Annotated in this window: 14 protein-coding genes and 1 pseudogene; 6 read left to right on the forward strand and 9 right to left on the reverse strand. The window is 66.8% G+C overall.

Annotated elements, in window-relative coordinates; all coding sequences use genetic code 11:
* Positions 1 to 67: 67 nt before the first annotated feature.
* Positions 68 to 823, forward strand: coding sequence for an ATP-dependent DNA ligase (locus tag DFR74_RS28345; RefSeq protein ID WP_267470213.1), 756 nt, complete (start codon positions 68 to 70; stop codon positions 821 to 823).
* 325 nt (positions 824 to 1,148) lie between these two features.
* On the opposite strand, the gene DFR74_RS28355 is transcribed toward DFR74_RS28345, so the two are convergent.
* Positions 1,149 to 1,739, reverse strand: coding sequence for a TetR/AcrR family transcriptional regulator (locus DFR74_RS28355; protein ID WP_067509333.1), 591 nt, complete (start codon positions 1,737 to 1,739; stop codon positions 1,149 to 1,151).
* Between the two features lie 123 nt (positions 1,740 to 1,862).
* Here DFR74_RS28355 and DFR74_RS28360 point away from each other — a divergent pair, with 123 nt between their 5' ends.
* Positions 1,863 to 2,606 (forward strand): 3-oxoacyl-ACP reductase family protein, encoded by a 744-nt coding sequence (locus DFR74_RS28360; RefSeq protein ID WP_067509392.1) that lies wholly within the window; start codon positions 1,863 to 1,865, stop codon positions 2,604 to 2,606.
* Positions 2,607 to 2,676: 70 nt separating this feature from the next.
* On the opposite strand, the gene DFR74_RS28365 is transcribed toward DFR74_RS28360, so the two are convergent.
* From DFR74_RS28365 to DFR74_RS28380, 4 genes and pseudogenes are all read right to left on the reverse strand, one after another.
* On the reverse strand, positions 2,677 to 3,483 hold the full coding sequence (locus tag DFR74_RS28365) for an alpha/beta fold hydrolase (protein WP_067509331.1): 807 nt from the start codon (positions 3,481 to 3,483) through the stop codon (positions 2,677 to 2,679).
* 33 nt (positions 3,484 to 3,516) lie between these two features.
* Positions 3,517 to 4,351: pseudogene (locus tag DFR74_RS28370) on the reverse strand (alpha/beta fold hydrolase).
* 28 nt (positions 4,352 to 4,379) lie between these two features.
* Positions 4,380 to 4,976, reverse strand: coding sequence for an NADPH-dependent F420 reductase (locus DFR74_RS28375; RefSeq protein ID WP_067509329.1), 597 nt, complete (start codon positions 4,974 to 4,976; stop codon positions 4,380 to 4,382).
* Complete coding sequence (locus DFR74_RS28380; RefSeq protein WP_067509327.1) at positions 4,973 to 5,770, reverse strand: alpha/beta hydrolase; 798 nt, start codon at positions 5,768 to 5,770, stop codon at positions 4,973 to 4,975. Before DFR74_RS28380 ends, DFR74_RS28375 begins: the two co-directional genes overlap by 4 nt.
* 191 nt (positions 5,771 to 5,961) lie before the next feature.
* Between DFR74_RS28380 and DFR74_RS28385 the strand changes: the two genes are divergently transcribed.
* Positions 5,962 to 6,879: a helix-turn-helix domain-containing protein gene (locus DFR74_RS28385; RefSeq protein ID WP_067509325.1), complete on the forward strand. Its 918-nt coding sequence runs from the start codon at positions 5,962 to 5,964 to the stop codon at positions 6,877 to 6,879.
* On the forward strand, positions 6,876 to 7,850 hold the full coding sequence (locus DFR74_RS28390) for an alpha/beta hydrolase (protein WP_067509323.1): 975 nt from the start codon (positions 6,876 to 6,878) through the stop codon (positions 7,848 to 7,850). Before DFR74_RS28385 ends, DFR74_RS28390 begins: the two co-directional genes overlap by 4 nt.
* Here the strand turns inward: DFR74_RS28390 and DFR74_RS28395 are convergent.
* A complete protein-coding gene (locus tag DFR74_RS28395; protein WP_067509321.1) occupies positions 7,825 to 9,093 on the reverse strand; it encodes a hypothetical protein in 1,269 nt (422 codons plus the stop codon). The genes DFR74_RS28390 and DFR74_RS28395 overlap by 26 nt on opposite strands.
* 392 nt (positions 9,094 to 9,485) lie before the next feature.
* Between DFR74_RS28395 and DFR74_RS28400 the strand changes: the two genes are divergently transcribed.
* Together DFR74_RS28400 and DFR74_RS28405 are read left to right on the forward strand one after the other, a co-directional pair.
* On the forward strand, positions 9,486 to 9,791 hold the full coding sequence (locus tag DFR74_RS28400) for a transposase (protein ID WP_039818378.1): 306 nt from the start codon (positions 9,486 to 9,488) through the stop codon (positions 9,789 to 9,791).
* Positions 9,737 to 10,681 (forward strand): IS3 family transposase, encoded by a 945-nt coding sequence (locus DFR74_RS28405; RefSeq protein ID WP_113975332.1) that lies wholly within the window; start codon positions 9,737 to 9,739, stop codon positions 10,679 to 10,681. Before DFR74_RS28400 ends, DFR74_RS28405 begins: the two co-directional genes overlap by 55 nt.
* Positions 10,682 to 10,708: 27 nt before the next feature.
* On the opposite strand, the gene DFR74_RS28410 is transcribed toward DFR74_RS28405, so the two are convergent.
* The 3 genes from DFR74_RS28410 to DFR74_RS28420 all read right to left on the reverse strand — a co-directional run bounded on the left by DFR74_RS28410 (position 10,709) and on the right by DFR74_RS28420 (position 12,110).
* Positions 10,709 to 11,047, reverse strand: coding sequence for a condensation domain-containing protein (locus DFR74_RS28410; protein ID WP_067509319.1), 339 nt, complete (start codon positions 11,045 to 11,047; stop codon positions 10,709 to 10,711).
* A 24-nt stretch (positions 11,048 to 11,071) separates the two neighbouring features.
* On the reverse strand, positions 11,072 to 11,569 hold the full coding sequence (locus DFR74_RS28415) for a hypothetical protein (RefSeq protein ID WP_067509317.1): 498 nt from the start codon (positions 11,567 to 11,569) through the stop codon (positions 11,072 to 11,074).
* 154 nt (positions 11,570 to 11,723) lie between these two features.
* On the reverse strand, positions 11,724 to 12,110 hold the full coding sequence (locus DFR74_RS28420; protein ID WP_147265961.1) for a hypothetical protein: 387 nt from the start codon (positions 12,108 to 12,110) through the stop codon (positions 11,724 to 11,726).
* Positions 12,111 to 12,179 lie beyond the last annotated feature (69 nt).

Consider the following 12,179-nt stretch of genomic DNA (forward strand, 5'->3'; position numbering starts at 1 on the left):
GTCGCGCCGAGTCCTTCGCAGCGTTTGCCGTACGTATGCTCGGATGATGGTTCGTGTACCTGCGCCGATGCTGGCATCGCCGGGAACTCTGCCTTCTGCATCTCCTATCTGGGCATTCGAGATGAAATGGGACGGGCAGCGGGCGATTGCGCGTTGCGACGAGACCGGTTGCCGGTTGTGGAGCCGGAATCTACGTGAGGCCACCGGCTCCTACCCCGATCTAGCTGCGGCTCTGGCTGAGACCACGGCGGACCTCGGTGACGGGCTGTTGCTCGACGGCGAGATCGTCGCCCCCGATCCCGATACCGGGGCGCCCTCGTTCGCACGTCTGCAGCGCCGCATGCACACGCGCCCCACACGGGCGCTGCTCGACGAGATCCGCGTCGAGTTCGTCGTTTTCGACCTTCTCGCTGTGGACGGGGTCTCCACGATGGATCAGCCCTACCTGGCGCGCCGGGCGCTCCTCGACCGGCTCGCCGTCGAGCGCGGCCGGGTCCGGGTGCCGCCGTTCTGGACCGATTTCGATCCTTCCCATCTGCTGGACGCCGCCGAGCAGGCCGGTCTCGAAGGGGTCGTCGCCAAGCGCACCGATTCGGTATACCGGCCGGGTACGCGCACCCGGGCATGGATCAAGTCGCCGATTCGTCGTAGCGCGGAGGGGATCGTTGCCGCCTGGATCGAGGGCACTGGCGCGCACTCCGGCACCGTCGGATCGCTGGTGCTCGCCGCATACGATGTTGGTAGTGAGGGATATCAGAACGTGCGGAATGGGCTGGTGTTCATCCGGTTTGGCCGCTTGCCCGGAACTTTGGCCGGGCGGTGAGGGGAGGGCATCGATTTGAATCAGGACTGAGAGCAGGTCGGTGAAGCCCCGGTCATCGGTGAGTTGTGTGTTGCGGACGCGGAAGACGCCAATGGGTTCGAAGCGCCCGGGTCGCCGGTCGGTGTGATGCTGGGGGATTCGCCGTTGTGGGTGCCGTAGCACGTCGTGTGGGTGGTGGTGACCCGGTTGTCGTCGTCGGCGGACTGCCAGTAGATGTCGCCACTCAGGTCGAGGAACGCGGTACGAAGGCTGTTGTAGAGCTGTTGTGCACCCGCCACTTCGGGCTCTTACAGGCGATCGAATCGGATGCTCACGGAGGTGCGGGTCAGTCGCTGGGCCAGTTGCGCAGTGCCTGGTCGGCGACGATGTTCAGGTCGGCGCGCGTGGCGCCGCTGGCAGCCTGCACCGAGATACCTTGCGCGATCGCGGTGAGGTAGCGCGCCAGCGCATCGGGGTCGGCATCGGGGCGAAGGTCGCCGTCGTCGCGGGCGCGTGCCAATCGTGCGCGCAGTGCGGCGATTCCGGTGTTGCGTCGGTCGGTGAGCTCATCGCGCACCGATTCGTCGGCCGGGCCGCATGCCAGCGCGGATTGCACGAGCAGGCATCCGTGCGGGGAATCGGGTTCGGTGTATTTCTCGGCAGCGCCGTACAACAGGGCTTCGGCGACGCCGCGGGCGGTGGGCGCGTCGAGCGCGCGGGCGGTGAAGGCGCCCGGTCCTGTGAGGTAGCGGTCGACCGCGCGTCGGAACAGGTCTTCCTTGTTGCCGAACGCGGCGTACAGGCTGCGTCGGTTGATGTTCATCGCTTCGGTCAGCTCGGCTAGTGAGGTTCCTTCGTAGCCGTGGCGCCAGAATAGGCGCATCGCGACTTCGAGTGCGTCGTCGACGCCGAACGAGCGTGGTCTGCCGGGTGCCACATCGCCCTCCCCACATGGTTTTGGAATATCTCCGGCCGAGCGTTGGTTGTCCCGTCCACAACCAATAGTAACCGATCGGTTCGTATTTATGGGCCGGTGAAGGAGCGGATAGTGGGCGTGCAGATGGCTTTCCCGTTGGTGGGTAGGACGGCGCTGGTGACGGGCGGATCGCGTGGTATCGGCGCGGCGATCGTGGACCGGTTGGCCCGGGATGGGGCAAAAGTGGCGTTCACCTATTCCGCGTCCAAAGACGATGCGGCCGCGTTGGCCGAGCGGATTGTGGCTCGCGGTGGCTCGGCGCTGGCGATCCGCGCAGACAGCGGCGACGCCGTAGCTGTGCAGGAGGCGGTGGCGGCCACCGTCGCCGAGTGGGGTGGACTCGACATCCTGGTGAACAACGCCGGCGTTGCCCATGTGGCGCCGCTCGAGGAGTTCCCGCTCGAGGAGTTCGACCGGATGTTGGCGGTGAATGTTCGGGGCGTGTTCACCGCGATCAAAGCCGCAGCGCCACATCTGGGGTCGGGTGGTCGGATCATCACGATCGGCAGCATCAACGCCGACCGCGTACCGGTGCCCGGGATCGGGGTGTACTCGTTGACCAAGGCCGCCGTCGCGGGCCTCACACGGGGATTGGCGCGCGAGCTCGGGCCGCGCGGGATCACCGTGAACACGGTCCAGCCGGGCCCGACCGCCACCGACATGAACCCGGCGACAGGCGATTTCGCCGACGCGATGAAGTCGATGATGGCTCTCGGGCACTACGCCCAGCCCGCCGACATCGCCAGTGCGGTCGCCTACCTCGCGCGGCCGGAGGCACGGTTCGTCACCGGCATCAGCTGGGATGTCGATGGCGGATTCGCCGTCTGAGATGGCGCGCAACCACGGTCTCGGGTGCCGCGAAGGAGGCGCCCGAAACCGTGGCTGCTGTCAGGGTGTTTCAGCGAGATGCGGCCTGTTCGATGACGGAGACGACCGCGTCGGGACGTGACACCAGCGAGGCGTGGGAGGCGGGAACCTCACTCACGTGCGCGCCGATGCGCTGGGCCATGTGCCGCTGTGAGGCAGGCGGGATGACACGGTCGTGGCCGGACACCAGATACCAGCTCGGCACCGTCGACCAGGATGTCGGTCCGGACGGTTCCAGGTTCGCCGACAACGCGAGCGAGCGTTGGTGGGCGTTCATCGTGGCCGCGGTCGCGGCATCGACATCCTGGGCGAAGACCTCGTGGAAGGAACCGGGGTCGACGTAGCCGTCGAGGTTCTTGCCGGCGATCCCATCTGGGTCGTCGACCGGCGCGACCATCAGCACCGGCGGAAGCAGGCGGCTGCCGGGGAACCGGATCGGATCCAGTGCCAGCTGGGCCGGTTCGCCCTGGGCCGGGGCGAACGCCGCGACGTAGACCAGCGCGGTCACGTCGGGGTCGGCGACGTTGGTGATGACGGCACCGCCGTAGGAGTGGCCGACGAGCACGATCGGACCGTCGATCGTTGCCAGGGTCTGCTCGATCGCGGCGGCGTCGTTGCCGGGTCCGCGCAGCGGATTGTCGGGCACCACGACCCGGTGGCCGTCGGCGCGCAATGCGGCGGCGACGCGGTCCCAGCTGGTGGTGTCGGCGAATGCGCCGTGCACCAGCACGATCGTGGGGTCGGGTTCGGCGGCCGCGGTGGTGGCCGGAGCCAGGACCGCAGCCGCGGTCAGGACGATCGCGACGGCGCCCGCCCGAGGTATATGAGTCTTCCTCATCAGGATTCTCCTGTGGTTGTTCGAGCGGGGCGGTCAGGCGAGGAAGGCCAGCAGAGGCTTGTTGACTTCCTCGGCGTGGGTCCACAGCAACCCGTGTGGGGCGCCGTCGATTTCGACGTACTCGGCGGTGGGCAGGGCGGCGTGGAAGGCTCGTCCGGTCGCGTCGATCGGCAAGATGTTGTCGGCGGTGCCGTGGATGATGAGTGTGGGGACATCGATGTTGGGGATGTCGTGGCGGAAGTTGGTCGGCCAGGTCAGTGGCGCGGCTGCCGAGGCGTAGGCGCCGGAGCGGGCGGCGGTGTTCCAGGAGTTGCGTACCGCTTCCTCGGAGATACGGGTTCCGAGGTTGGTGTCGAGGTTGTAGAAGGTGGCGAAGAACTCGGTGAAGTAGGCGTAGCGGTCGCGCTTGACCTTCTCGGAGATCTCGGCGAAGAACTCATACGGCGCCACGCCGGTGGGGTTGTCTTCGCTGGCGATCAGCCAGGGTTCCAGAGAGGCGATGAACGCGACCTTGCGCAGGCGCCCGCTGCCGTAGCGGCTGATGTAGCGGGCGATCTCGCCGGTGCCCCATCGAGAACCCGACCAGGCTCACATTCTCGAGGTGGAGGGTGTCGATGATCGTGGCGAGGTCATCGGCGAAAACGTCGTAGTCGTAGCCGGTGGTGGGCTGGCTGGACTCTCCGAACCCGCGGCGGTCGTAGGTGATGACCCGGTGACCTGCTTCGAGCAGGGCGGTCTGCTGCTTTTCCCACGAGCGGCCGTCGAGGGGGAAGCCGTGGATGAGCACGACCGGGTCGCCGTCGCCGTGGTCTTCGTAGTAGAGGTCGATGTTGGTGGTGTTCTCGGTGCCGACCGTGATGAATGACATGCGGAGTCCTCGTGAAAGGAGTGTGGGTTCAGTCGATTTCGATGAAGTTGCGCGACGGCAGCGGCCCGCCGGGGAATTCGTGCAGCGCGCCACCGGTGGTCAGCGCGCCCAGGTCGACCCCCACGAACCCGATCAAGTCGATCAGTGCGAGGACCTTCTTCTTTGCGTCGTCGTGATCGCCGGAGACGAACAGCACCCGGCGGCCGCCGTCCAGTGGCGGCCCGGCCGCATACGTTGGTGGGGCGAGGTGGTTGAACGCTTTGACCAGCTGCGCACCGGGCGCGAGGTCGGCGACGACTTCGCTCGAGGTGCGCCCGCCGAGGTCGGCTTTGACGAATCGAGGTGCCTCGATCGGGTTGGTGCAGTCGACGAGCGTGCGTCCCGACCAATCCGGCACCGCACCGAGTGCGGCGGGGACCCGGCTCCACGGGACCGCGCAGAACACGACGTCTTGTTCGGCGGCCTGCTCCGGCGTGCCGGCGCGCATCCCGTAGCCGAGCCCGGACAGGCTGTCGGGACCGCGACTGTTGCTGATGACGATGTCGCAGACACCGGTCGCGGCGAAGACTTGGGCGACCGAGTGCCCGATAGCGCCGGCGCCGATGAATCCCAGTGCCGCCTTCACCGGGGACCGAATCCCTTGGCGTCGAGCCACTTCAACGCCAGGTCAGCAACATCGGTCCACCCGGAGTCGATGGTCAGCGAATGGCCACGGCCGTCGAACTGGTAGAACTCGGTGTCGGCACCGGAGTGCTCATACAGCTTGAACGTCGCCCGCGTGGACACGTCGGGCACGGTGTGGTCGGCGGTGCCGGACACGATCAGCAGCGGACCGCGCTCAGCGTTGTCGGTGTCGACCTTGGCTGGCGAATGCGGGGCGAAGTTGGCGAAACCTGCCTCGAACAGGGGCTTGCCCGGTGAAGGGATGCTCCATCGTTCCCACAACGCGTCGGATTCCTCCGGTGTGAGCGCGTTGCCGAAGCCGTAGCGGAACTGTTTCGCGGTAAGGGCCTTGGCCTTGTTCTTGTTCGCGGGGTTGCCCAGGACCGGAAACGCCGACTTCAGCTGAGCGAACGGCAGTGGTTTGACACCCTTGATCGGCGCGGGGTCGATTGCGATCGCACCGGCGATGCAATCACGGCCGAGAAGTTTCTCGGCCAGCAAGCCTCCGAAGGAATGCCCGATGACCACCGGCGGGCTGTCGTAGCCGCGCAGCAGTTCGGTGAAGTGCTCGGTCAGCTCGTCGATCCCGAAGCCGGCCTGGGCCTCGGGGTTGGCGCGGGTGGCTTCGATGGTGTCGGCTTCTCCGGGCCAGGCTGGTGCGCTGGCTCGGTAGCCGCGGTCGGCGAAGTAGGAGATCCACGGACCCCAAGCGAGCTTGGATATCCACAGACCATGCAGGAAGACGATGTCGGTCATGATTCCTCGAATCAGCGCAGGCGAAAGGCGACGAGGGCAACGGTAGAGCCGCACAAAGGCCAGAACTTGACCGAGAGCGAACCCGCCGCAACAAACTTGACCGAGAGCGCACGGGCTGGTTCCGCGACCACTGCGTGCGTGGTGGAGCGGGCATACAGTCGAGATGTCTCCGCAGGCGGAAGGAACTTGTCATGGACATCGCCGATCCGTTCGGCACCGAGCTGGTCGACTGCCTGCTGCGCCTGACCACCGACGCACCCCGAACCACCCAACCCCGCTACGACAAGTTCGACGACTTGTTCATGGCCGTGGACTCCTTAGGGGTGCCGTTCGAGGTCGACCGAACCTGGCGACACATCGCCGAGGATACGAAGGAGTCATTGATCTTCGGGTTTCTCGACCTCGGTCAGCAGCGGATCATGCAGAACGGGCGCGAGGTGTTTCTCACCGCCGGCGACTTCGCGTTGCTGGACACCACTCGGCCCTACAGCATCGAAACACCCATGCACTTCGCGACCCGCACCTTTCAGATCCCGAAACAGGCACTGGGCTTGGACGGGGTAGATATTTCGCATCTGACCGGCACCGCGATGCGGCAAAGTCACGCGTTGAGTGCGTTCCTGATCCCGTACCTGAACCGTCTCGCCGATGACACCCAGCCGCTGCATCACAAGACCCGCCTCAAGCTCGCCCACAACGTCACCGACATCCTCGCGACTCTCATCGGGGAAACCCTCCATGAAATGCCGCTCGAGGACGCAGCCCGGCGCACTTTGGTGTTACGGGTCAAGACCTTCATCAACGCCCACCTCGACGACGCGACCCTGTCACCGGTGACGATCGCCGCCGCACATCGGATCTCGGTGCGCTACCTGCACAAGATCTTCGCCGCAGAAGACACCACCGTCTCACGCTGGATCCTGCATGCCCGCCTCGAACGGTGCCGCGCGGTGCTCGCCGCCCACGACCGGCGCGAGGTCACCATCACCGACCTGTGCTACACGTGGGGCTTCGCCAGTCCCGCCCACTTCAGCCGCGCATTCCACAATGCGTACGGCATGCCACCGCGGGAGTGGCAACAACTGGCCCGAGCACGAAGGCGGCGATGAACACCGGAGCGAACCCCCACGGACTGGCGCTCGAACCCGAGGCGCAGGCATTCACCGAGGCCAGCGAGGTGATCCCATACCTCTACACGGTGCCACCCGAGGCCAAACGCAAAATGCTCGACGAACTCCAGGCCCGTCCTACCCCACGCCCGGACGCCGACGACCAGTGGTACCTCGTCGACGACCGTCCCGACGCGCATCCGGCCGTGCCGGTACGGATCGTGCGGCCCCGCAACATCACCGGGACACTGCCGGTCCTGCTGTTCATCCATGGCGCGGGCTGGGTCATGGGCAACGCCGCCACCCATGACCGCCTCGTGCGCGAACTCGCCCACGGCGCCCGCGTCGCTGTCGCCTTCCCCGAATACACCCTCTCCCCGGAAGCCCGATACCCCACAGCCCTGGAACAGTGCTGGACGGTGGCAACCTGGCTGACAAAGGAGGGCCCCGGCCTCGACCTCGACCCGACCCGGATGGGTGTGGCCGGTGATCAGATGGGCGGCACGATCGCAGCCGCGCTCACCCTGCTCGCCAGCCGCCGCGGCGGCGTGGAATTCCTGCACCAAACGTTGCTGTACCCGGCGACCGCCGCCGGGTTCGACACCGAGAGCTACCAGGTCTTCGCTACCGGCTACGCTCTGCGAGCCGAGGGCTACCGCGACTTCTGGAATCAGTACTGCCCGGACGAGGCCGCGCGCCTGGAACCCACCGCGGCGCCACTGCAGGCCGGCCTGGATGAACTCGCCGCTCTCCCGCCAGCACTGGTGATCACCGCCGAAGCCGACTGCCTGCGCGACGAAGGCGAGGCCTACGCCAGCGCACTGCGCCGGGCTGGCGTACCAGCATTGGCGACCCGCTACTCCGGTGTCACGAACGCCTTCATGATGCTCGACGTCATGCGTGGCACGCTCGCTGCGGACGCGGCCATCACGCAGGCAGCACACGCTATCGGTGCGAACCTTCACTCGTGAACGGCGTCGTTGTCGGATGATTCGTGGTGCGTTGAGCCAGGGCAGCCGCGTACGAACGCCGTTGACCGACTTCTGCTATCCAGCCCTGGGCGGTTACGACATCGAGGCCCAGGAGTGCAGATAGCACTGCGGCAGGCAAGTGACTCGCGAGGTCCATCAGCGCCGTATTTCGGGCGGTTTGGGCGGAGATTCCCAGGCGTTTGAGGCGGCCGTTCAGGTGGTGGCTGCTCATTGGTGTGCCCGCGCGCAGACCGGGGAACAACCAGTCGTGATCAGTGACGCGGGCCAGTGCGGCCCTGCCGCGGTAGCGGTTGACGACCAGGTCCAAGGCCAATTCGTCCAGTGGTGGTGGCAGCTCGATCGGTTCGCTACCCAGAGCCAGGCATACGTGGCGGCCATCGATGCGCTGGCTGATGGCATCGGTGCGCAGCCTGACCACGCGCCCGGCGGGCTGGGCGAACAGCAGCAAGAGGAGTCCGGCGAATCGGTCGCATCGATCGATGGTGGTGTCGTGCAGCAACGATCGCACCAGATGCCACCGGTGATCGTCGGAGATTCCGCTCGGGGGCTGGGGTCGCGGATGGGCCGCTACGACAAGACCGCGGCGGCAGTGGTGTCGTTCGGTCGCCCAGGACACGAAGTCGCGGGCGAGGTTGGCCGACCGATCGCGTGCTTGCCATTCGTCGATGTCGTGCTGGGTGAGGTCTTCGAGTCGACCACCGAGTTGGTGAGCGACTTCGAGCAGCCCTATTGCGCGGTTGAGCTTGCTGCGTGCGTAGACCGCTTGCGCCTGCGTCAGTGGACGAGTGCCCGATTGTGCGCGGAGTCTGCGCAGCAGGCGCCAGTTGGTGTAGCTCCGTAGGAGGCGTTGCTCGTCGGAGTCAGCGATCGTGGCGAGGGTTTCATCGAGCTTCTCGGTGAGGGCACACAGGATTTCGTCGCGCGGTTCGAGCAAGCCTGCGCACACCAGCGCATCACGCAGTGGCCGTAACGCTCGCTGAGCGCGGAACTCGTCGAGGAGTTCGTGGGTTATCGGGCGGCCGTCTTCGCGTAGCTGTTTGAGGAGCTGGTAGCCGCCCCGATACTCCAGATAGTTCAGAGTGCTGTCGGCATCGGACCGGACCAGCGCGGTGAACACCGGTTCGAGCCGATCGATGATTCCGCTGTCGTCGCCGAGCAAAGTGTGTAAGTGCGCGATACAGACGCAGCGTTGACAGTTGCCGAAGCGGTACAGACGCTCCACGTGGCCACATCCCTGGCAAGCTTTGAACGATTCGGGATGTTTGCGGTAGCAGACCGCGCAGCGTGGGCCATCGGACAGCGTTACGCACACGCGCAGCATTCGGTGACAACCGCTGACGGGACCCCGGTAGTCGGTCCACCGCGTGTGAGAGCCGGTTATCGGTGGATGCAGGTTGTGACGGGACCCCGGTAGTCGGTCCACCGCGTGTGAGAGCCGGTTATCGGTGGATGCAGGTTGCAGCGTATCCGGCTGGGGTGTTGTAGCCCAGGGCGTGAGGTTCCCCCGCTTTCTCGGAGGGCTCTGACTAGGCCCGGTCGTGGAGTCCGGGCGGCGGTGCCGGACGGGCTTCGAGACCTGGCCTGTGGTCCGATAGGGGCCGGAAGGAGTCATTCGTGGCAGCACCGAAGAAGTACCCCGATGAGTTGAAGGCGCGGGCGGTTCGCCTGTATCGGGAGTCGGACCCGAAGCCGACGATCCGCAAGCTCGCCGAGCAACTCGGGGTGCATCACGAGGCGTTGCGGAACTGGATCCGCCAAGCCGAGGCCGACGCCGGCGAACGTGAGGATCGGCCGACGACCGACATGCTCGCCGAGAACCGCGCGTTGAAGAAACGGGTCGCCGAGTTGGAGCGGGTCAACGAGATATTGCGTTCTGCGAGTGCGTATTTCGCCTCGGAGCTCGGCCCGACCCGGCGGTGATCATGCGGTTCATCGAACAGAACAGCCAACACCCGGTCGAGCTCCTACTACGGGTCCTGGGCATCGCGTCCTCGACCTACTACGAGTGGCGCAAACGCGCCGCGCAGCCCTCGGATCGCCATGTCGAGGACGAGAAGCTGCTGGCCGAGATCGTCGACATTCACACCAGCTCCGGCGGCACGTACGGATCACCGAGAGTGCATGCGATGTTGCGGCGCAGAGGAATTCGCGTCGGCCGCAAACGGGTGGAACGGCTGATGCGGGCCTCGCGGTTGCAGGGCGCGTTCTTGCGCAAGAAATGGCGACTCAGCTCGACCCGGCAGGATCCGCGAGCCAGACCTGCGCCGGATCTGGTCGAACGCGACTTCACCGCCGACGCACCGAACCGGTTGTGGGTCGCCGATGCCACCCGCATCCCGTGCGGTCAGGGCGCGTTCTGGCTGGCGGCGGTGCGGGACGCGTTCTCCAACCGGATCGTCGGATGGAAAACCTCCGATCGCTGCGATACCGAGCTGGTGCTCGGTGCGATGGAATACGCGGTCTGGAGCCGGGAGATCCGCGACGGACAGCTGATACATCACAGCGACCGCGGCTCGACCTACACAGCCATCCGATTCGCAAACAGGCTGGCGGACAACGGGATAGCGCAGTCGATGGGGTCGGTCGGTGACAGCTATGACAACGCGTTGATGGAGAACTTCTTCTCCACTCTCAAGACCGAGCTGGTCTATCGGCGGAGCTGGCGTACCCGAGATGAGGCCGAGAACGCCTTGTTTGCCTACATCGACGGCTGGTACAACTCCCAGCGCATCCAGAAGAGGCTCGGCTGGCGATCACCGGATGAGTTCGAAGCCGGTTACGATTCACAGGTTCCAGCCGGAACCAGATAATCCGCTCTCCGGATTAGCGGGGGAACCTCAAGTCCACCAATCCAGCTGCTGCTGGTAGACCTGCGGTGGTGTCAACTGCCGTTGCCAGCGGGTGTAGTCGCCGGGGCTCGGCGGGGGTGGCCCGATCTCGTCGGGGGCGCGGTAGGCCAGGGCCAGCTCACGCAGCAGCGCGCGCCACGAGCGGGTGTCGCACACCAGCTCGTCGGCGACCAGGACCAGCAACAGGACCGGGCCGGCGCCGACCAGTGTCCACTGAGCCAGCGGCGCACCGCCGGTGTGGTCGAAGCGCGAACCCGCGAGCGCGTCGAGCGCGCGGCGGCGGGCGTCACCGGGCCCGGTCACCGGGGTCGGGTCGACATCGAGCACGGGCCGGGGGTGGATCAGTTGCTGCTAGCCCGCCGGGGTGTGCCGGATTCCGGTGCGCAGCGCGGGATGTCGCTGCCCGATGAGCGCCAACGCGGTCAGCAGCCGGGCGGGGTCGGCGCCGGTGAGCACCACCGCGTGGGCGTGGCGGCGGTGCGTCGCCGGGCCGGTGCGCGCCGCCAGTTCCAGGCGGGCTCGCTGCTGGAACGACACCGGATGTGCCCCCGGTGCGCGGGTAGCGGGGTCGGCGCTGACCGTCGGGACCGGCTGGGCAGCCAAGACGGCCGCCGCATCCCCGATCCGGGGATGGGTCACCAGCAGATCCGGCGGTGCCCCGTACGCGCGCAGGACCGCGAGCACCGCGGCCGAATCGGTGCCGGTCCCACCGAGGCGCACGAAATCGGTCCCGCCACCGATCCCCGAGGCCGCGACACCCACCACCTCGGCCACCGCACGACACAACGCCGGCACCACCATCCCGGCCCGCGCTTCGCGCGCGCGGGCATGCCGGGTGAGGGTGCGCACGCTCGACCGCGCACTGGATCCCCGAAGACCTTGCCCGCGTGCGCCTTCCGACGACCCGATCGTGGCGCTGCCGGCTGTCGCCGGGTCGGTGGTGGTGCGTCCTGTCGTGCGGCCTCGGGCCATAGGTGAAGTGGGTGTCGTGTCCTGCATTCGCTCAGCCCTCCTTGAGGTAGTTCTCTTTGAAGATGTCCGCACCGGGCAGGGGCTTGACAGCGAAGGCGGCGACCAGGGTGGGCAGGTGTTCGGCGAGCACTTCGCGGTGGGCGTGGCGCTGGTCCTGGAAAGCGTCGAGCTCGGCGAGGGTCAGGTCCCTGTTGCGCTGGTACCACGTGCCGTGCTTGTCGATCGCGGCGCAGGTGTGTTCGCCGAGCAGCGCGGTGAGCAGTTCGCGCCCGCGGGGATCGAGGGTCAGGCTGCGATCGGCGGCCAGGCAGGCGGCCGCGATCCGTGTCGCCGCCGCCTCGGAGCGTGCGATGGCGGCGCCGTCGAATCCCTTGACATCGAGCCGTTTCCAGTCCGACTGGGCGATCGCGTCGCTCACGCCGCGTTCCCGGACTGCCAGCGCGACGCTGCCCGGCCAGGCTCCCGCGGTTCCGGGCAGCCACACCTG

The organism is Nocardia puris, assembly GCF_003315035.1.
GTDB lineage: Bacteria > Actinomycetota > Actinomycetes > Mycobacteriales > Mycobacteriaceae > Nocardia > Nocardia puris.

Excerpts from the sequence above, each read along its gene's own strand:
- DFR74_RS28345 (WP_267470213.1), top strand. The coding sequence starts at position 68 with ATGCTGGCATCGCCGGGAACTCTGCCTTCTGCATCTCCTATCTGGGCA.
- DFR74_RS28360 (WP_067509392.1), top strand. The coding sequence starts at position 1,863 with ATGGCTTTCCCGTTGGTGGGTAGGACGGCGCTGGTGACGGGCGGATCG.
- DFR74_RS28365 (WP_067509331.1), bottom strand. The coding sequence starts at position 3,483 with ATGAGGAAGACTCATATACCTCGGGCGGGCGCCGTCGCGATCGTCCTG.
- DFR74_RS28380 (WP_067509327.1), bottom strand. The coding sequence starts at position 5,770 with ATGACCGACATCGTCTTCCTGCATGGTCTGTGGATATCCAAGCTCGCT.
- DFR74_RS28385 (WP_067509325.1), top strand. The coding sequence starts at position 5,962 with ATGGACATCGCCGATCCGTTCGGCACCGAGCTGGTCGACTGCCTGCTG.
- DFR74_RS28390 (WP_067509323.1), top strand. The coding sequence starts at position 6,876 with ATGAACACCGGAGCGAACCCCCACGGACTGGCGCTCGAACCCGAGGCG.